The organism is Streptococcus sp. SC1, from assembly GCF_030272855.1.
GTDB lineage: Bacteria > Bacillota > Bacilli > Lactobacillales > Streptococcaceae > Streptococcus.
Window position 1 is genome coordinate 50,754 of record NZ_JAQCMU010000007.1, and the last position, 26,843, is coordinate 77,596.

27 protein-coding genes and 11 tRNA genes are annotated in these 26,843 nt (G+C 43.6%); 3 read left to right on the forward strand and 35 right to left on the reverse strand.

Annotated features, from left to right (window positions below; translation table 11 throughout):
* Positions 1-190: 190 nt before the first annotated feature.
* A complete protein-coding gene (locus PAN94_RS09280; protein WP_179856134.1) occupies positions 191-454 on the forward strand; it encodes a YiaA/YiaB family inner membrane protein in 264 nt (87 codons plus the stop codon).
* A 100-nt stretch (positions 455-554) separates the two neighbouring features.
* Here the strand turns inward: PAN94_RS09280 and PAN94_RS09285 are convergent, their stop codons facing one another.
* The 7 genes from PAN94_RS09285 to PAN94_RS09315 form a co-directional block, all read right to left on the reverse strand.
* Positions 555-1,592: an aldose epimerase family protein gene (locus tag PAN94_RS09285; RefSeq protein WP_285875606.1), complete on the reverse strand. Its 1,038-nt coding sequence runs from the start codon at positions 1,590-1,592 to the stop codon at positions 555-557.
* Between the two features lie 304 nt (positions 1,593-1,896).
* On the reverse strand, positions 1,897-3,060 hold the full coding sequence (locus PAN94_RS09290; RefSeq protein WP_285875607.1) for an SIS domain-containing protein: 1,164 nt from the start codon (positions 3,058-3,060) through the stop codon (positions 1,897-1,899).
* 108 nt (positions 3,061-3,168) lie between these two features.
* The gene (locus PAN94_RS09295; RefSeq protein ID WP_045498328.1) at positions 3,169-3,573 is read right to left on the reverse strand and encodes a PTS sugar transporter subunit IIA; all 405 of its coding nucleotides are present in this window, start codon (positions 3,571-3,573) and stop codon (positions 3,169-3,171) included.
* Between the two features lie 11 nt (positions 3,574-3,584).
* On the reverse strand, positions 3,585-4,403 hold the full coding sequence (locus PAN94_RS09300) for a PTS system mannose/fructose/sorbose family transporter subunit IID (protein ID WP_148889113.1): 819 nt from the start codon (positions 4,401-4,403) through the stop codon (positions 3,585-3,587).
* On the reverse strand, positions 4,390-5,304 hold the full coding sequence (locus tag PAN94_RS09305) for a PTS mannose/fructose/sorbose/N-acetylgalactosamine transporter subunit IIC (protein WP_045498332.1): 915 nt from the start codon (positions 5,302-5,304) through the stop codon (positions 4,390-4,392). The genes PAN94_RS09300 and PAN94_RS09305 overlap by 14 nt, the downstream gene beginning before the upstream one ends.
* A gap of 26 nt (positions 5,305-5,330) precedes the next feature.
* On the reverse strand, positions 5,331-5,807 hold the full coding sequence (locus tag PAN94_RS09310; RefSeq protein WP_045498334.1) for a PTS sugar transporter subunit IIB: 477 nt from the start codon (positions 5,805-5,807) through the stop codon (positions 5,331-5,333).
* On the reverse strand, positions 5,804-7,591 hold the full coding sequence (locus PAN94_RS09315) for a glycoside hydrolase family 35 protein (protein WP_285875608.1): 1,788 nt from the start codon (positions 7,589-7,591) through the stop codon (positions 5,804-5,806). The genes PAN94_RS09310 and PAN94_RS09315 overlap by 4 nt, the downstream gene beginning before the upstream one ends.
* 140 nt (positions 7,592-7,731) lie before the next feature.
* On the opposite strand from PAN94_RS09315, the gene PAN94_RS09320 reads away from it, so the two are divergent.
* Complete coding sequence (locus PAN94_RS09320) at positions 7,732-8,448, forward strand: GntR family transcriptional regulator (protein ID WP_005591344.1); 717 nt, start codon at positions 7,732-7,734, stop codon at positions 8,446-8,448.
* A gap of 426 nt (positions 8,449-8,874) precedes the next feature.
* Here the strand turns inward: PAN94_RS09320 and purB are convergent, their stop codons facing one another.
* The 7 genes from purB to purD all read right to left on the reverse strand — a co-directional run bounded on the left by purB (position 8,875) and on the right by purD (position 14,514).
* Positions 8,875-10,170, reverse strand: coding sequence for an adenylosuccinate lyase (gene purB, locus PAN94_RS09325; protein ID WP_285875609.1), 1,296 nt, complete (start codon positions 10,168-10,170; stop codon positions 8,875-8,877).
* Positions 10,171-10,287: 117 nt separating this feature from the next.
* A complete protein-coding gene (locus PAN94_RS09330; RefSeq protein ID WP_285875610.1) occupies positions 10,288-10,980 on the reverse strand; it encodes an aspartate/glutamate racemase family protein in 693 nt (230 codons plus the stop codon).
* A gap of 3 nt (positions 10,981-10,983) precedes the next feature.
* On the reverse strand, positions 10,984-11,211 hold the full coding sequence (locus tag PAN94_RS09335) for a hypothetical protein (RefSeq protein WP_002894363.1): 228 nt from the start codon (positions 11,209-11,211) through the stop codon (positions 10,984-10,986).
* Positions 11,212-11,231: 20 nt separating this feature from the next.
* On the reverse strand, positions 11,232-11,495 hold the full coding sequence (locus PAN94_RS09340; RefSeq protein WP_105026040.1) for a hypothetical protein: 264 nt from the start codon (positions 11,493-11,495) through the stop codon (positions 11,232-11,234).
* 1 nt (position 11,496) lies between these two features.
* Positions 11,497-12,588, reverse strand: coding sequence for a 5-(carboxyamino)imidazole ribonucleotide synthase (gene purK / locus PAN94_RS09345; protein WP_285875615.1), 1,092 nt, complete (start codon positions 12,586-12,588; stop codon positions 11,497-11,499).
* Positions 12,575-13,063, reverse strand: coding sequence for a 5-(carboxyamino)imidazole ribonucleotide mutase (purE, locus tag PAN94_RS09350; RefSeq protein WP_285875617.1), 489 nt, complete (start codon positions 13,061-13,063; stop codon positions 12,575-12,577). The genes purK and purE overlap by 14 nt, the downstream gene beginning before the upstream one ends.
* A 191-nt stretch (positions 13,064-13,254) precedes the next feature.
* Positions 13,255-14,514 (reverse strand): phosphoribosylamine--glycine ligase, encoded by a 1,260-nt coding sequence (gene purD, locus PAN94_RS09355; protein WP_285875619.1) that lies wholly within the window; start codon positions 14,512-14,514, stop codon positions 13,255-13,257.
* 376 nt (positions 14,515-14,890) lie between these two features.
* Here purD and PAN94_RS09360 point away from each other — a divergent pair, with 376 nt between their 5' ends.
* The gene (locus PAN94_RS09360) at positions 14,891-16,837 is read left to right on the forward strand and encodes a GBS Bsp-like repeat-containing protein (protein ID WP_285875621.1); all 1,947 of its coding nucleotides are present in this window, start codon (positions 14,891-14,893) and stop codon (positions 16,835-16,837) included.
* Between the two features lie 65 nt (positions 16,838-16,902).
* On the opposite strand, the gene PAN94_RS09365 is transcribed toward PAN94_RS09360, so the two are convergent.
* The 21 genes from PAN94_RS09365 to PAN94_RS09465 form a co-directional block, all read right to left on the reverse strand.
* A complete protein-coding gene (locus PAN94_RS09365; protein ID WP_005591354.1) occupies positions 16,903-17,145 on the reverse strand; it encodes an acyl carrier protein in 243 nt (80 codons plus the stop codon).
* A complete protein-coding gene (gene plsX, locus PAN94_RS09370; protein WP_285875622.1) occupies positions 17,142-18,146 on the reverse strand; it encodes a phosphate acyltransferase PlsX in 1,005 nt (334 codons plus the stop codon). The genes PAN94_RS09365 and plsX overlap by 4 nt, the downstream gene beginning before the upstream one ends.
* Positions 18,127-18,924: a DNA repair protein RecO gene (gene recO, locus PAN94_RS09375; RefSeq protein ID WP_285875623.1), complete on the reverse strand. Its 798-nt coding sequence runs from the start codon at positions 18,922-18,924 to the stop codon at positions 18,127-18,129. The genes plsX and recO overlap by 20 nt, the downstream gene beginning before the upstream one ends.
* Complete coding sequence (locus PAN94_RS09380; RefSeq protein ID WP_285875624.1) at positions 18,917-20,089, reverse strand: pyridoxal phosphate-dependent aminotransferase; 1,173 nt, start codon at positions 20,087-20,089, stop codon at positions 18,917-18,919. Before PAN94_RS09380 ends, recO begins: the two co-directional genes overlap by 8 nt.
* A gap of 111 nt (positions 20,090-20,200) precedes the next feature.
* Positions 20,201-21,031: a class B sortase, LPKTxAVK-specific gene (srtB, locus tag PAN94_RS09385; RefSeq protein ID WP_285875625.1), complete on the reverse strand. Its 831-nt coding sequence runs from the start codon at positions 21,029-21,031 to the stop codon at positions 20,201-20,203.
* Between the two features lie 91 nt (positions 21,032-21,122).
* The gene (gene abpA, locus PAN94_RS09390; protein WP_285875626.1) at positions 21,123-21,734 is read right to left on the reverse strand and encodes an amylase-binding adhesin AbpA; all 612 of its coding nucleotides are present in this window, start codon (positions 21,732-21,734) and stop codon (positions 21,123-21,125) included.
* Positions 21,735-21,859: 125 nt separating this feature from the next.
* Complete coding sequence (locus PAN94_RS09395; RefSeq protein ID WP_045498384.1) at positions 21,860-22,828, reverse strand: ribose-phosphate diphosphokinase; 969 nt, start codon at positions 22,826-22,828, stop codon at positions 21,860-21,862.
* Between the two features lie 135 nt (positions 22,829-22,963).
* Entirely contained in the window at positions 22,964-24,163 is a 1,200-nt protein-coding gene (pcsB, locus tag PAN94_RS09400) for a peptidoglycan hydrolase PcsB (RefSeq protein ID WP_285875628.1), read from the reverse strand.
* Positions 24,164-24,261: 98 nt separating this feature from the next.
* Positions 24,262-24,762 (reverse strand): rod shape-determining protein MreD, encoded by a 501-nt coding sequence (mreD, locus tag PAN94_RS09405; protein WP_062004467.1) that lies wholly within the window; start codon positions 24,760-24,762, stop codon positions 24,262-24,264.
* Position 24,763: 1 nt separating this feature from the next.
* Positions 24,764-25,579, reverse strand: coding sequence for a rod shape-determining protein MreC (gene mreC, locus PAN94_RS09410; RefSeq protein WP_285875629.1), 816 nt, complete (start codon positions 25,577-25,579; stop codon positions 24,764-24,766).
* A 166-nt stretch (positions 25,580-25,745) separates the two neighbouring features.
* Positions 25,746-25,833 (reverse strand) — tRNA-Ser (locus PAN94_RS09415).
* A gap of 11 nt (positions 25,834-25,844) precedes the next feature.
* Positions 25,845-25,918 (reverse strand) — tRNA-Ile (locus tag PAN94_RS09420).
* A gap of 34 nt (positions 25,919-25,952) precedes the next feature.
* Positions 25,953-26,023: transfer RNA gene (locus tag PAN94_RS09425), tRNA-Gly, on the reverse strand.
* A 15-nt stretch (positions 26,024-26,038) separates the two neighbouring features.
* A tRNA-Phe gene (locus PAN94_RS09430) sits at positions 26,039-26,111 on the reverse strand.
* Between the two features lie 3 nt (positions 26,112-26,114).
* A tRNA-Met gene (locus PAN94_RS09435) sits at positions 26,115-26,188 on the reverse strand.
* A 13-nt stretch (positions 26,189-26,201) separates the two neighbouring features.
* Positions 26,202-26,291: transfer RNA gene (locus PAN94_RS09440), tRNA-Ser, on the reverse strand.
* A gap of 13 nt (positions 26,292-26,304) precedes the next feature.
* A tRNA-Ile gene (locus tag PAN94_RS09445) sits at positions 26,305-26,378 on the reverse strand.
* A 13-nt stretch (positions 26,379-26,391) separates the two neighbouring features.
* Positions 26,392-26,465: transfer RNA gene (locus tag PAN94_RS09450), tRNA-Met, on the reverse strand.
* A gap of 5 nt (positions 26,466-26,470) precedes the next feature.
* A tRNA-Pro gene (locus tag PAN94_RS09455) sits at positions 26,471-26,544 on the reverse strand.
* Between the two features lie 42 nt (positions 26,545-26,586).
* A tRNA-Arg gene (locus PAN94_RS09460) sits at positions 26,587-26,660 on the reverse strand.
* 57 nt (positions 26,661-26,717) lie between these two features.
* Positions 26,718-26,791: transfer RNA gene (locus tag PAN94_RS09465), tRNA-Arg, on the reverse strand.
* Positions 26,792-26,843 lie beyond the last annotated feature (52 nt).

Below are 26,843 nucleotides of genomic sequence, written 5' to 3' on the forward strand. Positions count from 1 at the left end.
AGTATAACGTCCTTATCTTAAAATTTGCTTAAAGAAAAAATATTTTTTAAAAATAAAATACTTTTAGATATCTTAGTAAGATGATACAAACTAATATGAATTGTTCAGTCTGATTAAAATAGCCGCTATTTCATTGACTGTCTCAAAAACTCATGATACAATGAAAAAAATCGAAAAGGAGATTTTAGATATGAACAACCTTAAAAAGAAAACTTATCGGAATACACCCGCCTTTATGTTTATGGCTTGGGGCTCATTCGCCTTCTTTGTGACTCTTGTTCTCGTCGGCCTCTATACTTTGAAAGAGCCTTTGATGGTTAAAGGATACTATCTCATGGGTTCTGTCGGACTGATTTCTTCTTCATTCACTCTTGCAAAAGTTATCCGTGATAACCAAGAAGACGAAGAGCGTTACAATCAATTTTTCCAACCACAAGACTTAGATAACCAATAAAATAAATAGTAAAAACGGCAGAGGGGGATTCTGCCGTTTTCTTGTATCTAAGGCTAGTATCGCCATGTAAGATACACTTCAAATGAAGCAAATTTAGTATTTATTTCACACCTGCAAAATAAACGGTGGTGCTGGTAAAGAGGCTTCCTGCCTTGAGAATGACCTGATCTTTCAAGTCACTATGAATCGCATCAGGCAAGGCCTGTGCTTCCAGCGCTATACCATTATGCTGAATCATTGGCTGTCCATTAATGATGACTGACTCATCAACAAAATTAGCCGAATAAGTCACGACACAAGGAGCATCCGTACGGAAAGTCAGATAGCGTCCTGAGGCCGCATCATAAAGACATCCTGCCTCTTCCTGCTCTTTATCTAAGGCAAAAGGATGATCCAGCCCTGATACGATCTGAATTTGCTCGTCTGGATCAGCAAAAATTTCTTTCAGCGTCAGACCTTTTTGCAGGCCTTTGACAAAGCCACGATCTGTATCCACTTCTTTTGCTGGCACGCCGTCAGGAGCAATCGGATACACCCCTTTGGTATGCAGCTGGAGGACATGCTGATCAATCGGCTGACTGAAATCACCGGACAGATTGAAATAGCTGTGGTTGGTCGGATTAACCAGACTATCCTGATCTGTCTGGACTTGATAGAAAATCTCAATCTCCCCTTTTTCCGATAAGGAATAGGAAATCCAGATTTTCAAATTTCCAGGGAAGCCGCCCGTCCTGTCTAGGCGCTCTGTATAAAATGTGACGCCCTCGTTTGTGACTTCCTCTGTCTGGAAAATCACACTGTCCCAGCCAGTAGAGCCACTGTGGTTGCAATTCTGGCCATTATTGACTTCCAGCTGATAGGACTGCCCATTCAGCTCAAAGCTAGCCTTCGCAATCCGCCCCGCAACTGGTCCCACGCTAGCGCCATGCTTGGGACTATTGCCAACATAATCCTCAAAACGATCAAAGCCTAGAATAATATTGGCAAAATCACCATTTTTATCTGGCGTCCGATATTCTAAAATCGTTGCGCCATAGTTCATGACCTTGAAGCGATAGCCTAGCTTATTTTCAAAGGTGTAGGCTAAGACATCCTGTCCTTTAAAAGTACCAAAAATAGATTCTTGATAAGATTTCATACAATCTCCCTCTGTCTCGAGTCTGGGACAAAAGTCCTAGCCTCTCAATTGTCTTTGGATTGTCGAGCAAGACGCAGTGGTTGAGTGGGCTCTACTACGCTTACTTCATCAGCTTTTACAGCCCTACTCAACTGTGCGGAGGTGGGACGATGAAATCGAATTCTAACGAATTACCGATTTCTGTCCCACTCTCTTTCTTGACTTAGTCAAGGGACAAGGATGGAAGGCCATCCTTTTGATCTGAAAGTCTTTTTAATAACTAGCTTTCCCATGACTAATGTTTGACTTTTCCATATTCAGCTTTCTACTGCTGGAAAGGGTGGATGATAACTCCCTGAACGACCCGATTGACCGTACCTGTCGGAGACGGTGTATCTGGTCGATTGTTCACTTTCAAAGAAGTCAAGAGAGAGAAGAGCTGAGCATAGACGATGTAAGGGAAGGCTCGATAGCTATCTTCCAAGATATCACTTTCAAGAACCACTTGCTCAACATTTTCCAAGTCTTCTCTGTGCTCTGTAAAGAAGACCACCTTGCGAGCAATCTGATCTCCTGCCACTTCACGCACCAAATCCAAGTCGTAACGTTTGGTGTATGCATCCCTTGAGCCAAATACCAGCACAAGCGTTTCTTCGTTAATCAGAGATTTTGGTCCATGACGGAAACCAACTGGGCTTTCATACATAGTCGCAACCTTCCCCGCGGTCAACTCCAAAATTTTCAGCTGAGCTTCGTGCGCCAGACCAAAGAACGGCCCTGCTCCAAGATAAATGACCCGGTTAAAGTCTAATTCTGGCAAAGCCTGAACGTCAGCTACATCTGCCAAAACCTTTTGACTCAAGGCAATCAACTCAGCTACTCTTGCTTCTTTTTGAGCCAAATCTGCTGGGTCAAAAACAAGAAGAGCTGTCAACATCATAGAGGTGAAGCTAGAAGTCATGGCAAAGCCAGCATCATTTGATGGAGCTGGTTGCAATAAGAGCAAATTCCGCTCATCACCATGCGCCTGCTGAGCTAGTTTCCCCTCTGCAGCACAGGTAATGGTCACTTGATAAAGCTCATCAACCAGCTGCTTGGCTAAGTCCACTGTCGCAACACTTTCTGGCGAATTGCCACTGCGGGCAAAAGAAACGAGAACCGTTGGAATTTCCTTGTGCAGATGCACTTCAGGACCCGCCACAATATCAGTCGTCGCAACCGAATTAAAATTCCATTTGCGCTCATCATAAAGCTTTCTGAAATATGGCAGCAGTGTGTCCCCTACATAAGCCGAAGTTCCCGCACCTGTAAAGATAACTTTTATATAATCATGCTTTTCTTCAATACCTTTTAGAAAAGCAGCGACTTGGTCAGCCTGAGCCTTGTAAGTATTAAAAGCTGTCTGCCAAACATCTGGCTGTTGGTAGATTTCACGCGTGGTGATTTCCGCGCCCAATTCAACCAGTTTCTCTTTTGAATAATCTAGCATGGTAGTCCTTTCAAAAATAAACAATGATATATTAGTTATTTGCTTTTAAAAGAGGGAATGGGAAAATTCCCCACTCCCCTTCATTTCATTTTTCCTTAGAAAACAGTCCTACTCATCCTCATCATCTGATAAGCCTGCTAAAATATCATTGACTTTAACGATATTTTCGACTGCATTTTTCGGATAGTCAACATCAGCTCCTGTCAGAGAAGCATTGAGAAACTCAATCACCATCGGCAGATTCATGCCGGCGTACAAGTCAATATCCTTACCTTCTAAAATAAGGCGGCTGACTACATTACATGGTGTGCCTCCCAAAAGATCTGCAAAGACAACATAGTCTTCAAAATCCTTGACCGTATCTAAAAACTTAGCTGTGAAATCATCTGGTCCCTCCTCTGGCAACAAGGCAACGGCATGAATATCCGCTTGAGGACCCATAATCATCTCAGTGGTTGTTTTCAGCTCTTCACAAAAGCGACCATGACTAATCAAAATTAATTGTTTGCTCATAATTTACACCATTATGCCATTCCAAAGAAGAAGTGGCCAAACGCTGAGAAAGCAATCGCTGCAAGAATGATGAGCAAGATAGCTTTTGTAGAGTTCATACCCTTACGTCCAAGCAACCAGAAGATTACACCTGTGATGATAGCTGGTACCAAGCGTGGGAAGACCAAGTTAAGCATATCTTGGATATCGATAGCTTTTTTCCCGATGTGTGGAGCCCAAGAAACTTCAACACCAATCATGCTGGCAATTAGGGCACCAACCATGAAGACACCAAGTACGGATGCAGCATCAATCAAAGCTGTCAAAGTACTTTGCATATTGTTGACAAGGTTAACCCCTTCTTTATAGGCAAATTCCAATTGTTTCCAACGGAAAATATCGTAAGCAATCGCAACAGCGATCCATAGGAAGATACCGGCTGGATTTCCTGCAACAGCCAAAGTTGCTGCGATTGAACCCATAATAGCTGGTACCAATGATCCAAAGATTGAGTCTCCAAGAGGAGCGAATGGTCCCATGAGACCTGTCTTGATACCATTGACCGCATCTTTTGATTTCACACCATCTTTTTCTTCCAAAGCAAGGTCAAAACCAGTGATGATGGTGTGGAAGAATGGTGAAGTATTGAAGAATTGCGTATGCAATTTCATCATTTCTTTCAGTTCAGGTGTACCGTCTCCATACATTTTGCGCAATTGTGGCAAAATCATGTAAAGGTAACCAGAAGCCTGCATACGCTCATAGTTCCAACCCAATTGGAAGGTAAACAAGCTACGTTTGTTAATCTGTTTAAAATCTTCTTTTGTTAGTTTGTAATTAGAATTCGTCATCTTCAATTTCCCCGCTTTCTGATTCAGTTACTGGAGCAGCTACGACTGTACGTTGGCTGTTTTTGAAGTGTTGTACTGCAAGGAAGACACCGATGATGGCGATACCAATCATAGATACACTCTTGAAGTTGTTAACAAAAGTAATAGCTTGTTCTTTTGGAAGTTTAGAGAACACTTCAGAACCAACAATGCTAGACACTGCAGCACCAAGGCTTTGAACATTACTGTAAAGCACTGTCAACATAGCTGTCAAGCCAAATCCAAGTGCCAAGTAGTGAAGGTTGCGTTTAACTGGAAGATAACGAAGCAAGATTGCAAATCCAAGACCTGGAAGCATTTGACCTGCAAGTTTCAAACCGTTTGCCAACCATTGTACATTACCGAGACCTGTAACAACAGTTTCTACAAAAGCTCCACCAAAGGCAAGGGCAAAGAAGACTGGGAGGGCACGAGAAAGAGCCCAAGGAATCGCACCAAGGAGGTAGTTGCGTTCGATGCCTTTGTAGTCAAAGCGTTCAATCGCAGCATCCACACGATGAGCGAAGTAAGTTGTCGTCATACGACCAAGAATATCAAAGTATGTCAACAAAGTTGCTACCGGCACAGCGATTGTAGCAATAGCAAGCTCTGGATCAAGACCTTGAGCTACTGAGAAGGCAGTCGCAAGAACCGCACCAGAAGTAGCATCAATACGAGAAGCACCACCGAAGGTACCAACACCGAGTACCACCAATTGAAGGTTGGCACCAATCAATAAACCTGTAGGTAAATCTCCCATGATGAGACCTGTGATAAATCCAGCAAATACAGGTGAACCTGCTGAAGAAACGATCGTCAACTCATCACAGATTTGATAAGCTGAGTACAGAGTGAGTAGTAAAATTTGCCACCATTGTATCATGACAATGACCTCCTAAAAATTTTTCCTTATTTTAACAAATTCATAAAATCCGCAACCGGATCATTTGGAACCATCTGAGCTGTCAGCTTCACTCCTTTTTCATGCAGCTTGTGGAAAGCTTCCACATCTGCATCAACCACGTTGATAGAGCGAGTGATTGGGCGAGTTTCGTCTGACTGAGACATATTGCCGACGTTCAATGTTTCCAGTGGAACTCCAGCTTCTACCAAACGAAGGAAACGGTCTGGTTTGCGAGCGACGATAAAGAGTCGTTGTGAGTCATACTTACCAGCCAAGATGTTCTCTGCTGCTTTAGCAATTGGCAAAATGCTGAGCTTCACTCCTGGTGGCGTTGCCAACTTGAGTCCGCTCTTTTCGATAGCATTTTCAGCTACCTCATCGTCAATCACCATAATGCGTGAAATGTTGAGCTTGGTAGTCCAGAGATTGGCTACCTGTCCATGGATCAAGCGTCCATCGATACGTGCACCTACTATTGTCATAAATTTTCCCCCTTTATTGTTTTAAATGTAGGTTGGTTAACTAGGTTAATTGATTCTTCATATTCCCCTTCCGTTTCAAAAATGATGATTCGGTTATGTCCTTCTTTCAGAAGGCTATGCGGAATATAAAGCGATAAGGTTGGCCCAACATTCCAGAAACGGCCGATGTTGACGCCATTTACAAAGGCAAGGCCCTTTCCAAAACCGGACAAGTCTAAATAAGTATCTTTAAGCGCTTTTATTTTAAAGTCAAAAGCGTAGAAAGCTGGTTGCTCTGGCTGCCATCCTTTTGAAAAATCAATGTTTTCTGTATTTTCAAAGGAAAGTGGATACTGCTGCCAATTCAGCAAGAAATGCAAATCCTTGCAAACGCCCGTCCGAATCCCTTTTCGCTGGGTATCTGCCAAGAACTTATGCCCGTAGTTGACCCGCCCCATGTTTTCCATCAGGATGTCAATACGGTGGGTGGCTTTCTTTTCTCCAGTAACAAAGATATCTTGACCAATCTCTGCTTGGTACTGGGTTGCCATAAGCTTGCCGTCCACAAAGAGCTGCATCCGGTCTCGCCCGTCAATCACCCGAATTTTTTCCTCATCCGCATCCCAGCTGGCTTCGGTACGGTAAAGTAAGTAGCCATAACTCTGTCCTAAATCCTCCATTTTGACAGGATAGAGACTCTCTACTGGCTGAGCCAAATCAGGCAATGCCTCAAATAAACTCACCTTCTCACTCAGAGCAATATCTCTCAGTTCAAAAGATTCTTTTGTGAGCGGTTTCATTTGTGGGTACTCAGGATAGTAGGTCTCCATCATTTTTTGCACTGCAAAATATTTCGGAGTTGGATTTCCCTGTTCATCGAGCAGGGCATCGTAATCATACGAAGTCACCTGTGGTAAATCCGTCACACCTCTGGCCGAGCAGCCATTCATGAAGCCAAAATTGGTACCGCCATGAAACATATAGAGGTTGATAGATCCTTGTTTTAGAACCTCATGGACAGCTTGAGCCAGTTCCTCAGGATCCCTTTTGATAATTGGCTCTTTCCAACGATTGAACCAACCATCCCAAAACTCCATACACATGAGCGGCCATTTTTTGCCATGCTCATCAAAGAATTCCTGCATCTGGGCAAAATTATAATCTGCCTTGGAGCCGAAATTTCCTGTAACAAATAAATCTTCCTCAATCAGCGTGCCGGCTCTCAGCGTCGCCCGCCAAGGACCATCCGATGTAAAGAGCGGACAATCAAGGCCTCGGTCCAACATCATCTGCCGAATCGCTCTCAGGTAATCTTTATCCTCCCCGTAAGAGCCATATTCATTTTCCACTTGCATCATGAGGATATTCCCGCCCTTGTCCAAGAGCCTTGGAACCAAGCGAGGAAGCAACTCATCATAGTAGCCTGCAACAGCCTGAAGATAGGAAGCCTCAGAAGAACGGATTCTCATATCCTCAGTTAAAAGCCAGGCTGGCATGCCGCCAAATTCCCACTCCGCACAGATAAAGGGCGAAGGGCGAACGATGGCATATAAGCCTAAATCTTGAGCAATATGAAGAAATTTCTCAATATCTAAAATCCCCTGAAAGTCAAACTGGCCTTTCTTTGGCTCGTGCATGTTCCAAGGAACATAGGTCTCAACTGTATTGAAGCCTAGGGCTTTAAGATTGTAAAGCGAGTGATACCAGTCTTCCGGCTGAATCCGAAAATAGTGAATCGCTCCTGATAAAATCTTAAACTCCTGACCATCCAAGTAGAAAGAAGAGCCTATTTCAAATCTCTTCATCTCCCTATCCCTCCTAGATTTAAAACGCTTTCATTTCTTATTAATATTAATATAATAAACTTTTGCATAAATGTCAACATTTTTTTAAAAAATATGTTAAAATCAATATAGAGAGGGATAAAAAAAGAGAGGTGAGCACAATGGCTATTCCTAAATATCAACAAATCAAAGATGATTTGAAACAACAAATCATTTCTGGTAACTTTGAAAACGGTGATAGATTCTACACAGAAGCTGAGTTAATCAAGATGTTCAACGTTAGTTCCATCACCGTTGTCCGCGCTTTGAACGAACTTGCGAATGATGGCTACATCATCCGTCAGCAAGGAAAGGGAACTTTTGTTTCACGCGCAAGAAAACACAAGCGTGTGGAATTCTCTGATATCGAAACTTTCCCTATCCAAAAGGATAAGGTGACTGTTCTATCCATCGAACGTGGAAATGAATTGAGAATCTTGGAAAAACTAGAACTAACACCGTCCCAGTTCTACTACAAGATTGACCGTATCAGAAGGACAGGCGATAAAGTCTATATCTATCACCAAACCTACATTCCTGAACAGTACATCAATCCAAACTATCCAGATTTGGACTACTACAGCTCGATCTACAATCGCTTCAAGACGGATTATCACATCCACATGAATGATGAGTATTTCGAAGAAACCAACGAAATCGTCTTTCCAACGCCAAAAGATATTGCCAAGACCTTAGAAATTGATCCAAACTTCCCAACTGTGCATCAAGTCAAGATCACAAAACTGGAAAATACCGGACAAATCCTAGAGTACAGCGAAACCTACAAGCGTGGCGATTTCTTCAAAATCAAATTTATTTCTTCTAGTCGCGATCATTAATCTGAAAAACGATGGTTCTCATGAGCTGTCGTTTTTCATTTCCTGACCAACTAGCCTATCTTTATTATAAACCTATCTATACCAATTTGCAAGACATTTGAGCGAATTTTGTTTAATAAACATCAAAAAATGACAGAAAATAAACAGAATTTTTTAATTTCGTATATTTTTTTACTATTCTAGGACTGAAAACCAACAAAAACAAAACTTTCTATATCAGGCGAGAATAATAAAAAAGAGAGGCTGGGACAAAAGTCCTAGCCTCTCAATTGTCTTTGGATTGTCGAGCAAGACGCAGTGGTTGAGTGGGCTCTACTACGCCGATTTCATCAGCTTTTACAGCCCTACTCAACTGTGCGGAGGTGGGACGACGAAATCGAATTCTAGCGAATTAGCGATTTCTGTCCCACTCTCATCTTTTTTTGTTTAATCCAGCCCCACGCGCTTGAAGATTTCATCTACGCGCTTAGTGTAGTAAGTAGGATTGAAGATCTCATCAATTTCTTCTTGAGTCAGACGGGAAGTGACTTCTGGGTCCGCTTCGAGCAGAGGCTTGAAGTCTACTTGATTATCCCAAGACTGGGCGGTCTTTGGCTGCACCAAGTCATAAGCCTGCTCCCTTGTCATGCCTTTTTCGATCAAGGTCAACATAGCCCGCTGGCTGAAGATAAGACCAAAGGTCGAGTTCATGTTGCGCTTCATGTTTTCTGGGAAGACGGTCAGATTCTTGACGATATTACCAAAGCGGTTGAGCATGTAGTCGATGAGAATAGTCGTGTCCGGTGCGATAATCCGCTCAGCAGATGAATGGGAAATATCGCGCTCATGCCAGAGAGAGACATTCTCAAAGGCTGTTACCATGTGCCCACGAATGACACGCGCCAGACCAGTCATATTTTCAGAACCGATTGGATTGCGCTTATGCGGCATAGCCGATGAACCTTTTTGCCCCTTAGCAAAGAACTCTTCGACCTCGCGCTGCTCAGACTTTTGCAGACCGCGAATTTCAGTCGCCATGCGCTCGATAGACGTCGCAATCAAGGCTAAGGCTGAGAAGTATTCAGCATGGAGATCACGTGGCAGAACTTGGGTCGAAATCTCCTGCGGACGGATGCCTAATTTCTCACAGACATAGCTTTCTACAAATGGCGGAATATTGGCAAAGTTACCAACTGCACCAGAAATTTTCCCAGCTTCCACACCAGCAGCCGCAATCTCGAAACGCTCGATATTGCGCTTCATTTCGCTGTACCAGGTTGCGAGCTTGAGACCGAAAGTCGTCGGCTCCGCATGCACCCCGTGGGTCCGCCCCATCATGATGGTGAACTTGTGCTCCCGCGCCCGCTCCGCAACGATGTCAGTGAAGCGACGCAGATCCTCACGGATGATGTCATTGGCCTGCTTGTAGAGGTAACCGTAGGCCGTATCCACCACATCGGTCGAGGTCAGGCCATAGTGCACCCACTTGCGCTCCTCACCCAGCGTCTCAGAAACCGCCCGCGTAAAGGCTACCACATCGTGGCGCGTCTCCTGCTCAATCTCCAAGATGCGGTCGATGTCAAAGCCAGCCTTCTCACGAATCAAGGCCACATCTTCCTTGGGAATCTCACCCAACTCAGCCCAGGCCTCATCAGCCAGAATCTCTACCTCCAGCCAAGCCTTGTACTTATTTTCCTCAGTCCAAATGTTCGCCATTTCGGGGCGAGAGTAACGGTTGATCATTGTTTGTTTTTCTCCTGTTCCACATATTTATCTTTAAGTTCTAAAATTTAAATTCGTCTAATGACAGATTCATTTACATCTTCACCCAATCTCATCACATGTTTCATTTTACGATTGTCACTTATTAACCGCCCACTCCGCGGCTTTCTCTGCGTGGATCACTGTTGTGTCGTAGAGAGGCAGGTCAGTGTCGGATTGCTTGACGAGGAGACCAATCTCGGTGCAACCCAAGATAACAGCTTCTGCGCCTGCTTTTTTCAAATCATCTATAACGGCAAGATAAGTCTGCTTTGAGCTTTCTTTGATATCCCCTAGACAGAGCTCGTCATAAATGATCCGATTGACCTCTGTAATGCCAGCTTGGTCTGGAATCAGCACTTCTAATCCAGACTCTATTAATTTCTCCTTGTAAAAATCTTGAGTCATGGTGTATTTGGTCCCTAGGAGGCCGACTTTTTGAATACCGTCAGCCAACAAGGCCTGCGCGGTTGCTTGCGCAATATGCAAGATTGGAATTGCAATCTGCTCTTGTATCTGCGGAGCAACCTTGTGCATGGTGTTGGTACAAATAACAATAAAATCCGCACCAGCTTGCTCCAAGCGCTGAGCAACATCTGCCAAAAGTTGACCGCTTTTCTCCCAGTCTCCTAGTGCCTGGTAATGCTCAATCTCTGCAAAATCAACACTGTAAAGCAGAATCTTAGCTGAATGCAAGCCACCCAGCTCTTTTTTGATGGTTTCGTTGATGATTTGGTAGTAAGATGTGGTGCTTTCCCAACTCATACCACCAATCAGGCCAATAGTTTTCATAGGCTAATCAAACTCCTCCTTGCTTATCGCTACCGACGGATAGTGTGGCAAGCTACTTAGATCTGTATCCAATGGCAAATCATAGATAGCCAGATAATTGTCTGGATATTGAATCTTTAATTCCTGATATTTGGCTTTTACTTTTTCATGGTCGGCACTGGCAAAGAGCACTTCTACAACGGCAGTTTCTTTTCCTTCCTCCACAAAAGCGTTGACAATAATTTGAATCATAAACTGGTCTCCATTTAGCTTTAAAGATTATCATTTTCTGAGTCTTCATGTATAGAAAATTCAAATGAAATTCTCTCAGGATGTCTAGGTAGGCCGTAACTACTCAGATAATCCTTAACTTCCTTCACGGAACAAGAATATTCTAAGACTAGCTGATTGCCAGCTCTCTCTAAAATATGAATCCCCTCTCTATCCACAATCTCTGGAACAATCAAATCGTCCGTATAAGTCAGTGTTACGGTCGTTATTTCATCATCTAGCAATTCATCAACTTCTTCTGTCATTTCAAAAATCAATCCCCTCCCCAAACTCAACCACGCTATCCGGCACACTACTAAACAAAGTCACGTGTCCCATTTTGCGGTTGTGCTTCGCTTCTATTTTACCATACAGATGGAGGTGGGCGCTTGGATTTTCTGTGACATATTTCTCAGCGGCCTCGACATGCTGGCCAAGTACGTTGAGCATAACAGCTGGATCATGTAGGCGGATAGCTGGCAATGGTGCTCCCAGAACACCCAGAATATGAGTATCAAACTGGGAGAAGTCGCAGGCTTCGATAGAGTAGTGGCCAGAGTTATGTGGACGTGGGGCAATCTCATTGACAATGATGTCGTCAGCAGTCGCAAACATTTCCACGCAGAGAGTTCCAGACAAGTTTAGTTGCTCAGCGATTCTCACTGCCATAGCTTTGGCCTTGTCAGCCAGACTTTCTGAAATGCGAGCTGGGACGATAGTCTTAGACAGGATGTTATTGCGGTGGATATTTTCCTGAACTGGGAAAACCGTGACGTCCTTGCCATTACCAGACACGATGACGGAAATTTCAAGGTCAAAGTTGACGAATTCTTCCAAAACGCAGGCTGCTGAGTCAGCTAGTGTATAGGCTTCCTCCAAGTCTGCTTCCGAGCGAATGACCTTTTGCCCATGTCCGTCATAGCCACCTGTCGCAGTCTTGAGAACGTAGTTTTTCGACAAGTCGATATCTGCCAAATCTTGGCTAGAAGTCACGACCTTGTAGGATGCCACAGTGACTTGAGCCTTGTTTGAGAGAAAGTCCTTTTCAAAAATACGGTTTTGCGAAATACGAAGCAGGTCAGTCCCTTGAGGAAGCTGGCCTTCTTTGATAACAGCATCCAAACCTTCAGCATCAACGTTCTCAAACTCATAAGTGAGAACATCACAACGGTCCGCCAACTGGCGAAGGGCCTCCACATCGTTATAAGGAGCCACGATGATTTCCGCCACACGAGAGGCAGGACAATCCGCCGCAGGATCCAGCGCGATAACCTTGTGCCCCATGTAGATAGCAGAAATGGCCATCATCTGCCCCAGCTGACCGCCACCGATAATTCCGATTGTTTTAGATGAGCTCATTGCTAGACTCCTCTGCGATTTTTCCTTGTTCTTCAGCAAAATCCGCTAGCGCTGCTGCTAGGTCTTGGTCCTCAATGGCCAAGATTCGCAGGGCAGTCAGGGCAGCGTTTGTTGCTCCTGCTTCCCCAATAGCCATAGTTGCCACTGGCACACCGCCTGGCATCTGCACAATCGAATAAAGCGAGTCCACACCGCTAAGGGCACGTGATTTGACTGGCACACCGATGACTGGAAGGGTTGTTTTAGCAGCAACCATCCCTGGCAAGTGAGCTGCACCACCAGCACCTGCAATAATGACCTTTATGCCGCGACTGCGGGCTTCTTCTGCATGCTGAAACATGAGGTCCGGTGTGCGGTGGGCTGAGACGACTTTCTTTTCGTAGACTACACCAAAGCGATCTAAGACTTCAGCTGTTTTTTGCATGGTAGCCCAGTCGGATTTGGAGCCCATGATGATGGAAATAATTGGTTTCATTGTTAATATCCTTTTTCTTTTTGATAATGGTCTTAGGTGGTGGGTCGGAAGCAAACCTTCGGTTTCATTCCTAAAATTTGAGCCTAGGTCTCAAATTTTCCCTAGACCAGAACATTCATTGTTCTGGTCTTTTCACCACGGCGACCATTATCGTATTTGGCGACTTAGTCGCGTTATTCTTATATCTTTACTTACATTGCCTTGCTTCCGATATCTGTTCGGTAGAAGAGGCCTTCTGTTTTTTGTTGGGAGAGTTCTTGGTAGATGGTATCTTGGGCTTCTTTGACGCTGTCGGCTGTGGTGACCAGCATATAAACACGTCCGCCATTTGACAGCAGTGCTCTGCTATTTTCCGCAAACTTAGCCCCTGCATAGTAGGTGATGATGTCACCATCGGTTTTGGCTGGCAACTTGACACCTTTTTCATAGTCTAGCGGGTAGCCATTGGATGCGACGACCACACCCAGAGTCACACCCTTGTCTGTCCAAGTGATGTTCGGCTCCTTGCTATCAAGGATATCAGTGATATTTTGTGCAAAGTCAGAAGTCAGGCGAGGCAGGATAATCTGGGTCTCTGGGTCGCCAAAGCGAGCGTTGAACTCGATGACCTTAGACCCGTCCGCTGTCAAAATCAAGCCTGCGTAGAGCACGCCCAGATACGGGCGACCTTCCTGGATCATGCCCTCAAGGACTGGCTTGACAATAGTGTCAACCGCTGTGTCAACCACACTCTGTGACAAGTGAGGGACTGGCGCATAGGCACCCATCCCACCAGTATTAGGACCCTTGTCGCCATCATAGGCCCTCTTGTGGTCCTGGGCCGTCGGCATGATGTAAAACTTATCGCCATTGACAAAGGCAAAGAGGGAGAACTCCTCACCGTCTAGGAACTCTTCGATAACCACACGCGCACCACTGTCGCCAAATTTATTATCCAAAAGCATCTCGTGGGCTGCTTCGACCGCTTGCTCGACTGTCTCTGCGACGACCACGCCCTTGCCCAGAGCTAGGCCGTCCGCCTTGACCACGATAGGTGCTCCCTGCTTTTCGATGTAGGCTTTAGCTTCCTCAAAGTCGGAAAATGTGCCATAGGCTGCTGTCGGAACACCATATTTGACCATGATCTCCTTGGCAAAATCCTTGGACCACTCCAGCTCCGCTGCTAAACGAGATGGGCCGAAAGCCTTGAGCCCAGCTTGGTTAAAATCATCTACAATTCCAGCTGCTAGGGCATCATCCGGACCGATAAAGGACCAAGCAATATCATTCTCCTTGGCAAATTCGATCAGTTTGGAATGTTCGGAAATTCCAATATCCACCAAATCCAACCCATCCAAGGTCATACCATCATTTCCAGGTGCGACAAAGACTTGCTCCACATCCTGAGACTCCAACAACTTCTTGGCAATCGCATGCTCACGACCACCCGAACCAACAACTAAAAGCTTCATAGCTAAGATACCTCAACATCTATCATCACAGGTGCTTGCACACCAAGCTAACACATCACGTAAAAATCACCGTATTTTTTACGAATTATTTATCTAAATTATATCATAATCGTTCGCTTTATTCCATGATAAGCAGGAAAAGAAGAGAAATAATCTATTTTTGTTAGGGATATCCATCTCTGACAAATAAAGTCTACCTATATTATTTTTGATATTTTGACTATTTCATTACTTTTATTTCAAATATCAAAGATTTCATAAAACTAAAATAAATTAGAAATTCAACTATCATCATTTTTTAAAATTTTTCTTTTTTTCTATTTTTTCCCGAATAATCTAAATGGAATCATCCAAATTACTTATTCAAAGGAGATTTATGAAAAAATATCAGAAGCTGTTTTTATTATCCGGAGCAGTCCTTGGCCTGTTTGCCAGTCATTCCACAGCTCAAGCTGTTGCATCGACTGAAGCTGGAAACAAAGTCCTAGGCCCCACTGATCGTGCCAGCAATGTGACCGTCAATGTCACTGGGGATACGGCGCAGATTCATTACGCCCGCTCCAAAGCTCAGGTTCCCTATACCATTTCCCACGCAGTCTGGTCCGACGAAAACGGGCAGGATGATTTGAAATGGTACACAACGCCTCAGACATCCAGCACAGCCATTGACCTCCGGCAGCACGCTGGCTATGGCACTTTCCATGTTCATACTTACATTAATATCAACGGGAAAATGATTGGCTTGAATGGTACGACCTTCACTGTTAATAAGCCTGCTAGCAAGACAAGCGTCACAACATCTGGACAAACCGGCCGCATCAATTTTACGCGAAATAAAGACCAAAGGAACTCAAAAATTGTCCATGCAGTTTGGTCTGATGAAAATGGTGGCGATGATCTTAATTGGTATGAAGCTGGGCAAGAGAGTACTGAATTTAACTTTTCTAAACACAAAGGTTATGGAAAATATTTCGTAGATACTTATGAAAATAAAAATGGCAAAATGATTTACCAATCGGGCACCACTTTCCATCTAGAAAAGCCTAATCCGATCATTCAGACAAGCTTCCCTGAACCCGGCATTATGGAAATCCTTATCAAAAATATTCCTGAATCCATGTATAAGGTCAATGTCCCAACCTGGTCTGAAAATAAGGGACAAGATGATTTACAATGGTATCAAGCAAGAAAAAATCCTGATGGCAGTTATAGCGTTAGAGTCGAGCTGAAGAAACACAATTACGATACAGGAACCTACCATATCCATCTCTATGGAGAAAGCTATGTTAAGCCTGAGTTAACAGGATTAGCAGGAACAAGTGTTACACTGGATGCTGGAAAAATGCCATCTCAAAAAGACCAAAAACCGCTTTTCTCTGTTGAAAATGTCAATCAGGAAGAGGGAACCTACACTGTAAAAGTCACTGAAACTGCCACATCCAAGGCGATTCAATCCGTCCGTGTGCCTATCTGGAACGCTCAAAATCCAAGTGCCATCAAGTGGTATGACGCGAGTAATAATGGAGATGGGACTTTTACTGCACAATTCAATATCCGTAACCACCAAGCCTTATCTGGAAGCTACACCAATCATATCTACGTTAAGTACAAAGATGGAAGCGAGCATAGCTATGCAACAGACAGCGTCACCCTCTCTGCTGAAAATATCAAAGCCAAGGTTTCTGTCAATAAAATTTCTACCTACAATTACGAAGTGACCGTTTCCGATGCTTTCGGACCAGGAACCATTTCTCTACCAACTTGGTCAGAGGTCAACGGCCAAGATGACATCAAATGGTACACTGCTAACAAAGTGGGCAATGGCTTGTATAAATTTACCATCAATACACAACAGCATGCTGGAAACGGACTCTTCCATACACATGTTTACCGTAATCTCAATGGACAGATGACTGGACTTACAGGCACCAGCTATCAGGTTGATAAACCAACCACGCCTGAGCCAACCCTCTACACCCCTGATTATGCGGGAGCCTCCTCTTATCCTCATGGTCAGTGTACTTGGGGAGCAAAAGTACTGGCTCCTTGGGCTGGTCCTTACTGGGGCAACGGCGGCCAATGGGCAGCTAGCGCACGCGCAGCTGGTTTCCGAACAGGAAGCACTCCACAAGTCGGAGCCATCATCTGCTGGACCGATGGCGGCTATGGGCATGTTGGTGTTGTCACCCATGTCGAATCCAACACCCGCATCCAAATCAAAGAATCCAACTATGCAGGTAAACAGTATATTGGGAACTTCCGCGGCTGGTTCAATCCTTACGCCGCCGGTCAAGGAGCTGTCAGCTATATCTATCCAAAATAAATATACTAAAAAAACCTTGGTTTTATAAACCAAGGTTTTTCTCTGTTCAAATCGAAGTCGATTTCTTACTTCGCTAGTTTCTTTTCCAAATAGGCGACAATATCTGCGACATTTTCAAAGCGATCAACATCCTCATCTGAAATTTCAATCGCAAACTCATCCTCTAAAGTCAGGATGAATTCCATTAAGTCAACAGAATCAGCGCCTAAATCATCTTTTAAGCCCAAAGTTGGCTGGACAACAAAGTCCTTTCCTTGACGTTCTTGGATAATTTCTGTTACTTTTTGAAAAATTTGTTCTTGATTCATTCTGTCCCCACCTCTTTTGAAAATTCAACCACAGATTTTCCGACAACATCTGTCTCCAGCATGGTCCGAATCTGACGAATAGTACTATATACGGCCTTGGCATCGCTAGAGCCATGTGTCTTGACTACTGGCGCCTTGAGACCAAAGAGAACGGCCCCACCGGCACTGGAATAGTCCAGACTCTTGCGCATTTCCTGTAGGCTATCTTTGAGCAATAAAGCTCCTAGCTTAGCCTTGAGACCACCGCCTAGCACAGCCTTTTTGAGCTGGCCTAGGATGCTAATGGCCGTTCCTTCGATAGACTTGAGCACTGCATTACCCGTAAAGCCATCTGCTACGACAACATCTGCCACTCCATCCATAAGGTCACGCGCCTCTACATTGCCGATGAAGTTCAGCTTGTCATCTGCCGACAACAGTGCATAAGTTTCCTTACGCAGAGGGTCTCCCTTGCTGGCTTCAGTGCCATTATTGAGCAAACCAACCCGTGGCCGCTTAATGCCACGAACATTTTCCGCATAAAAAGAACCTAGGATAGCATATTGATGCAGATGGTGAGGGGTATTTTCAGCATTTGCCCCCAGATCCAACATATCAAAGCCTCGGCCATCTCCAGTCGGTAAAGTGGATAAAAGTCCTGGTCGGTCAATATTTTTGATCCGCCCGACGATAAAGAAACCCGCCGCCAGAAGCGCCCCTGTGTTACCAGCAGACAGGACCGCATCTGCTTCCCCGTCTTTGACTGCCTTGGCTGCCAAAACCATGCTAGCCTGCTTCTTCTTGCGAATAGCCCTGGTCGGCTCATCATCCGAATTAATCTTTTCTTCCGTATGAACAATGCTGACGCGCTCTGTCGCTGTCAACAGAGGTTTAATCTTGGCTTCATCCCCATAGAGAACAATCTCAATATCCGAGAAGTCTCTCAGAGCCTGATTGGCACCTTCGACTAAAGCCTGAGGGGCATTGTCTCCGCCCATGGCATCAATAGCTATTTTTTTCATGCTGTTCTTCCTCATGTTTGTTTTGTAAAATACTGCCCCAGTCGCCCAGAGAGTCGATAAATTTCTTTGATTTGAGATGAATACCTACGTATTCATCATAAAGTTGATCTATAAAGTCCCTGATCTGTCGCTTGATTTCCGGCTTGAGCGAAATCGTCTCCAGCTCACTAAACTGAACTGCCTGAAACTGATTGAGCAAAAAAGGAATATTGGGATTAAGATGACTGCGATGAGCATCCTTGTGATAATGCTCTGGGCAGAGCACCCCGCCATATTGAAAGGAAAAATCAAAAGGCAGACCTGTCCGATGGCAAAAAACACAGTCATGGAAATTCAGAGAAACCCCAAAGCGAGATAAAATCTGAATTTCAAAGATATTTGTCAAAACCTCATAATCCAACCCTTGATTCATCAAATCCAGTGTCTTTTGCAAAAAAGCAAAGAGGGCCGGATCTGGATGATTGTCCTGAATACTAGCATCTGCTAGGGCTGCCACATAGCTGGCATAGGCCATGACAAAGAGATCGCTCTTGATTTGCCCGTAACTTTCCACAGCTTGGTAATCTTCGATATAGCTGAGTCCGTCGTCATTGATTTTCATCAAAAGTTCTGCCGCAGTCAGAGGCTGAATGACAGGAGCCAGCTTAGATTTTCCAGCATGTTTCACGAAAAACATTCGCTTGCCAGCCTGTTCCGTAAAGATCTTGACCAGCTTATCATCTTCCCGGAAATTCCGATTATAGAGAATCAAACTCTTGCTCGTTAACGGTCTAAGCATGGTCTTCCATGTACTCCTTGAGCCGTTTCAGAGCTTCCTTGATGGTTTCCATGCTAGCTGCATAAGACAGGCGGATATAGCCTTCTCCATACTGGCCAAAGGCCGCTCCTGGGATAAAGGCCACAGCCTTCTTCTCAGCAAAATCCTGCAAAAAGGCAAAAGAATCTTGATTGTAGCCTGCTGGAATCTTAGCAAAAATATAGAAAGCACCGTCTGGCTTGATAATCTGATAACCCAGCTCCGTCATCTGTTCAATAATATAATCCCGCCGCTGAACGTATTCCGCCTTCATGGGTTGGGCATCATCCCTACCAGCCGTCAAAGCCTCAATAGCTGCGTATTGAGCCATGGTATTGGATGCTGTCACCAGATACTGATGGCTCTTGATCAATTGAGCCGTAAAAGCAGCAGGAGCAAAGATAAAGCCTAGTCGCCAGCCCGTCATAGCATGAGACTTGGACAAACCATTGATGACGATGGTCTGTTCGGGTAAATATTCCGCCAGTGAAACGTGCCCCTGCTCCGTATAAGTCAACTCAGAGTATACCTCATCACAAACGACAAAAACTTCATACTTGCTCAATACTGCTGCCAAAGCCTTGATCTGCTCTCGCGAATAGGTCACGCCAGTCGGATTGGCCGGATAGTTGAGAATAACTGCCTTGAGCTTGTCTCCTTGCTCCAAGATAGCCTGCTCCAGCATTTCAGGAGTCAAAACAAAGTCGTTTTCTGTCGTATCAATCTCGACAATCTCCGCCCCGACCAAATTCACAATCGGCTCATAACCTGGATAAGCTGGCGCTGGTAGCAAGACCTTGTCTCCCTCTTCCAGAATAGCCGTCAGAGTCGCAGATAGGGCCTCGGTTGCCCCAATAGTCACTAAGACTTCATCTTCTGGGCGATAGTTCAGATTGTACTTCTCCTTGACAAAGTCAGCCGCAGCCTGCCGCAGCTCCAAAAGCCCGCTCATCCCTGTATAGTGGCTTTGGTTGGCATCAATAGCTGCCTTGGCCGCCTCCTTGATATGATCCGGTGTCGGAAAGTCTGGCTCCCCCAAGGTCAGCCGCAAAACACCTGGAATCGTAGAAATGGACTGGTCAAACTGACGAATCAGAGACACTTCAATTTTATCTAAATTCTTATTAAACTTCTTAGTCAAATCCATAGCCGCCTCCGATAATCTAATAGAACTATTATACTATAAATGCAGCACCTGCGCAAAAATCCATCTGATTTATAGAAAGAAAAACAAAAAATCAGGAAAAAATCCTGATTTTTATTCACGAGTTGCTTTATAAGTAAGCTCATTTCCATGCTTGGCTAGGAAATCTTGTAGTTCTGAGTCTGGAATTTGACGCAGATAGAGATTAGAACGAATCGTCTCGTCCTCTTCACGACAAGTTGACAGCACAACGTACTTATCACTAGCCTTAATCTTAATTTTTGAATCTTTGGTACGAGCAGCTTCATAGATATTCTTGAGCTGAGTTTCAAAATCCTTATCATCATCAAATTTAATCCGATAAAAAGCAGTCTCTTCTGGAACGATCACCAAGCCCATTACCTGATAGTAAAGCTTACGCTCTGGTGTTTCAATGACAACATACTTATGCTGATCTAGGTATTCCTGTTTATCATAGTAGTTTACATCATTAAACATGCGGTGGTCACCAACCTGACTTCCACGAGCATGCCCAAAGAGCCAAGTCAAACGGTCACTAAAGTCTTTTTTGTTTTCAGTGTCCATGAAAACAGTTCCCAGATAAGGCTCATTTCCACCTTCAAAGGTCTTATCCAAGTAAGTTGAGTTGTCGCCCGTCTGTACAACTGGCTCGTCTAATTCTGTACCAGGAGCATAGACATAGGCAACCGCTTCAGGATTGATCGCTTTCAAGCCATTAAAACGATTAGTCAGATATTCCTTTTCTTCCTTACTTGGTGTATAAGTTACCTTACCTACCTGACTAGTGGATGATTTAGCAGCAGAATTTGAAGAGTTTACCTGTTGGAGGAGAAAAATCCCTGCTAAAATAGCAACAACTAAAGCTCCTAAACCACCAAAAATCTTCCAATTTTTCTGCTGTTGTTTTTGTCTTCTTCTTCTCATAGATAAAAATCCTATAAAATCTTTCTAAAAAATATCACTGAACCAGAGGTCCAGTGATATAAATTGCGTTAGTACAATTGTTTAAAACAAATTATTTAACTGCAGAAGTTTTTGGAAGAGCTTTACCAGCTGCTTTTTGTCCAGCTTTAGCATCTTTACCAGCTTTAGATTCAGTCTTAGCTGCTTCTTCTTTAGATGCAGGTGTAGTACCTTTGTCTCCTACTTTATCTGCAGCTTTGCTTCCAGGTTGGTTGTTTGCTGCGCCAACACGTTTCAAGTAACGCTCGTTAGCTTTTTCAGGAGTTTCACCTTTGATGTATGTTTTGCCTTCTTGTTCTGTAGCATTGTTGTATGTACCTTGGAATTGTTTTACATACTTGTTACGTACAGTGTTGAATGCATCATTGTAAGCTGATTCATAAGCTGCTTTTTTCTCTCCGTAAAGGTGTGAACCACCTTCAACAGCATCAAGTTCTTTTTTAGCAGCTACTACTGCTGGATCTTGAGCAGCTTCTGCTCCGATTTCACCAGAATGTCCAGCTAAGTATTCATTAGCTTTATCAGCATTTGTGAACTCAGTTTGAAGGTAATATTCTGGATCACCTTGACGAGCTGCATTAGTTGCTTCATCAGCTGCAAATGCAGGTACTGCTAGTGCGAACAATGAAAGAGCTACTACGCTAGAAAGTACAACTTTTTTCATTTGTTTTCTCCTTTTTTATATAAAAAACATTTTTTATTTGGTAACTATCGTTACTATGTATAGTATATGAAATATTCTTTAAATTGTCAAGTCTTTTGCTAAAAAAAATCTTGATCAAGGCACTTTTAAGCCTTTTTTGCTACTTCAAAAAGAGGGGAAAGCGGACGTTTTTCATGGATCCGAACGATGGCTTCTGCCAAGAGATGAGCGATAGAAATCTGCTCAATCTTATCGATTAATCTGTCCTCTGAAAGGTAGATGGTATCTAAAACCACAAGTTTTTTGATAGCGGATTTTTGGATATTTTCCATAGCTGGTCCTGACAAGACTGGGTGAGTACAGCTCGCATAGACTTCCACAGCACCTGACTCTGCCAAAGCGTCTGCCGCATGACAAATAGTCCCCGCCGTATCAATCATATCATCTATCAGAATACAAGTCTTACCTTCTACCTTACCAATGATATTCATGACTTCACTGGTATTCATCTTGTCAACGCTGCGACGTTTGTCTATAATCGCAATCGAAGTCTTGAGAAATTCAGCCAACTTACGAGCGCGGCTGACACCACCGTGGTCTGGGCTGACAACCACATAGTCGCTACCAACCATGCCCCGACGCTCAAAATAATCAGCAATCAAAGGCGCTCCCATCAAATGGTCGACAGGAATGTCAAAGAAACCTTGGATCTGAGCAGCATGCAAATCAATGGTCAATAGGCGATCTACCCCAGCAATCTCCATTAGGTTAGCCACTAATTTAGATGTAATTGGCTCACGAGCACGAGCTTTTCGATCTTGTCTAGCATAGCCATAGTAAGGCATCACTACGTTGATAGACTCCGCACTAGCCCGCTTCAAGGCATCCACCATAATCAAAATTTCCATTAGATTGTCATTGACAGGTGAGCTAGTTGACTGCAAGATAAAAACGTGCTTACCACGGATCGATTCTTCGATGTTTACTTGAATTTCCCCGTCAGAAAATTGACGAACCGTTGATTTCCCAAGCGGCATCCCAATCTCCTTTGCAACACGCTGCGCTAATTCTTGATTAGAAGAAAGAGCAAAGAGCTTTAAATCAGAAAAAGACATGATTCCCTCCAGATTCTAAATCGTCTTTTATTGTAACCAATTACATTTTTCCTACCTACCATTGTAACGCTTTTCCAGCAATTTTTCAATAAAAAATAAAAGGGAGAACGAAAAGTCGTTCTCCTTCATATTTCATTAGTTTGGATAGATGTATGTTACGTATCCTTGTGCATTTGTTGGGTCAAACCATCCACGGTGATTACCGATTGATTGGTTACCAGCATAATTTGCTTCTGATACTTGAATGTTGTTAGCAGATTGAACCGCTGTTACAACTGCAACGTGTCCGTAGCCACCGTCGTTCCAACATGCGATCGCTCCAACTTGTGGTTGTGAACCAGTACGGAAGCCTGCTGCTGCTGCACTAGCTGCCCATTGGCCACCATTACCCCAGTAGTCGCCAGCCCATGGTGCCAAAGTCTTAGCGCCCCAAGTACATTGACCTACAGGATAAGTTGATGCTGAAAGGCTATATGATGGAGTTGCAACAACTCCTGATGTAGCAACTGCTGCTTCTGCTGCAGGAGTTCCACCTGTATTATTTACAGCTTGAACTTGTGCTGCGAAGCTTGTATTTCCTGAAGCAAGGATCGCTTGTTGTTGCGCTTGTTGCTGGTTCTTATATGCTGCTTCTGCCGCTGCTGCCTCAGCTGCCGCTTTTTCAGCTGCCGCTTTTTGCTCTAAGAGACTATTTTTCTCATTTTCAGCAGTTGATTTTTCAGCTGCAAGGTTCAGTTGAGCAACCTTGAGTTCAGCCTGCTTAGTTGTCAACGTTTGTGCATCGTCTGCAAGTTTTTGTTGGTTTGCAATGACTGTATTGATAGCTTCATTATTAGCAAGCTGTTTTTCAGCAATTTTTTCTTTATCTTCTTTTTGTTGTTCCAGCATTTTGTTGTTAGCCGAAACGATTTCGCTCATCGCTGCTACACGAGAGATAGCTTCAGTGATTGAAGCAGAGTTTATGATTGTGTTGATATAGCTTGTTGCCGTACCATTTGTTTGAGCACTACGCGCTTGGTTTGCAAGAGACTCATTACGAGCAACAATATTCTTCGATAACTCTTCAATTTCAGCAGTAAGTTTCGCAGATTCAGCATTCAATTTTTCATTTTCTGCTTGAAGCACTTCTTGTTGCTTTTGAATAGCTGAAACTTGTTTTTGAATTTCATCAACTTGTGCTTGTGCCGCTTTTTGTTGATTTATTAAACTGTCAATTTTACTATTTTGAGCTGCAATTTTATCATCTGTACTATCAGCTTTAACATTAACTAGCGCAGCACCTTGAGAAAGGATCACCGCACTCAATAAAACTGATGTAAGTAGCTTTTTCTTCATAAAAATATTAACACTCCTTCTTACTAAGACATTATATAGTATATCAAAAAAATTCTGGCTATATATTACGCATTCGTTACATTTCTATTTCTAAATCATCATAAATAGACTTTTTCAAACAAAGGCTGTAACAATAGGAAAAGAAAAGCATTAAATACTAAAGTCGGCACCAAAGCATAGATAATAAAATCAGGGAATGTAAAGCTCGCTAGGTGCAAGAATGATGCAGAAACAAAGCTGATCATTTCAAAAAAGAAAACAATCGTAATAATGGCCAAAACGCGTGTCCAGCGATTTAGCAAAAATACAGAAAGAAAATGATAGATGGCAACCGTCAGTAGAGGCAAGATGAAGGTGAAAAGCCCAATCACATGTAGATAATAAACATCGTAAAAAAGACCTAGAGTGAAGAAGAGGAAAAAAATATATTCCTTTGAAAAGTTTAAAAATAAGAAAACCGTAAAGAACAATAAAATATGACTTGCCGGATGCCACTTCTCAGCAAAAAGATCTACAAGACTTCTTGATAATTGACCATCAATGAAGAAGATCAGAAATAAAAACAAAGTTGTAAAAAAAGTTCCTCTTAGAATTTTCATACTAATTTCTCACCAACAGAACCGCTTGAATATCAGACAAATCTGCAGCAGGCTTCACCAAAACTTCCTTGTTTAATTGGTCCTTGCCAGCTGATATTGATAAAACCTGACCAACCAAGACATTCTCAGCATTATAAGAGCCGAGACCACTTGTCGTCACAGTTGCCCCTTCTTCAATTCCATCCACCGTATTTAGCTGGCTGACGATAAAAGCGGACTTTTCAGTGTCAAAACCAACAATGATACCATAGGCAAAACCAGTTTTTGTCTGAATTTTAATTGCAATAGAACTATCATTCTTTTCATTTGTAAGTAGACTAACGACACTGGAAGAATCAGAAACACTAGTAACCGCTCCGATCAAACCACCGTTAGAAATAGCCAGCATAGAGGTTGTCACATCGCTAGACTGCCCCTTATCAAGAGTTAATTCGTTCTTCCAAATAGATGGAGAGCGAGAAATAACTTCTGCAGCAATCTTGACAGCACTTTGATCATTATTTCGTAACTCTAAGAGAGAACGCAATTTCTCATTCTCCAATTTCAGAGCATCAGAATTATTTGCCTTCTCTTCAAGATTGTAAATTGTTCCTTTTAGGGTCTCATTTTCTTGATAGGTCTCTATTAACTGAACAACATTTTTCTTTTCCTTAGCAAGATAATTAAAAGGAATAGCAACTACCCGATCAACACTGGACAAAAAATCACCAGTCACAGAAACAATCCATGGTGAAAGAGGGGAAAGCATCAAGCTTATCATAACAATTCCCAATAGCAAAATAGAAATCAAAAATTTAGACATCTTTAATTTATTCATTCCAATCTCCGCAACCAATAAATCCTAAAAAACGCTTATATAAATACAGATTAGAGCAGAACAACTCAACAAAACAAGTTCAAACAAACAACAAGAAACAATTCTTCAAAAGAAAAGCACTATAAAACAAGAAAAGGAGATAGCAAATGCTAAACTCCCTTATTTACGGAGAATGGGGGATTCGAACCCCCGCGCCGGTTACCCGACCTAACGATTTAGCAAACCGTCCTCTTCAGCCTCTTGAGTAATTCTCCAATATACTTAATGGGCACGAGTGGACTCGAACCACCGACCTCACGCTTATCAGGCGTGCGCTCTAACCACCTGAGCTACGCGCCCAAGTTATAAAAACTTGGAATGAACTATTGTTCAAAGCGGGTGACGAGAATCGAACTCGCGACAACAGCTTGGAAGGCTGTAGTTTTACCACTAAACTACACCCGCATATTAGATACTGTATGGCGCGAGACGGAATCGAACCGCCGACACATGGAGCTTCAATCCATTGCTCTACCAACTGAGCTACCGAGCCAAATTGCGGGAGCAGGATTTGAACCTACGACCTTCGGGTTATGAGCCCGACGAGCTACCTAGCTGCTCCATCCCGCGATATTCTAATCTAAGGAGGATGTGGGATTCGAACCCACGCACGCTTTTACACGCCTGACGGTTTTCAAGACCGTTCCCTTCAGCCGGACTTGGGTAATCCTCCAAGATATTCATTATGGACCTTGTAGGACTTGAACCTACGACCACTCGGTTATGAGCCGAGAGCTCTAACCAGCTGAGCTAAAGGTCCAACAAGATCGTTATAGCGGCGAAGGGGATCGAACCCCCGACCTCCCGGGTATGAACCGGACGCTCTAGCCAGCTGAGCTACACCGCCAGATATCGGGAAGACAGGATTCGAACCTGCGACACCTTGGTCCCAAACCAAGTACTCTACCAAGCTGAGCTACTTCCCGATCATAAGTAAAAACGGAGTCATATGACCTCGTTTCCCTTCATGCACCCTAGAGGAGTCGAACCTCTAACCGCCTGATTCGTAGTCAGGTACTCTATCCAGTTGAGCTAAGGGTGCTCTATATCACGATAATCAATTATAACAAAAACACATAAAAAAGTCAAAGCTTTCTTATGCACCCTAGAGGAGTCGAACCTCTAACCGCCTGATTCGTAGTCAGGTACTCTATCCAGTTGAGCTAAGGGTGCCCTGTCGCATATCCGCTATGCCGAGGACCGGAATCGAACCGGTACGATCGTT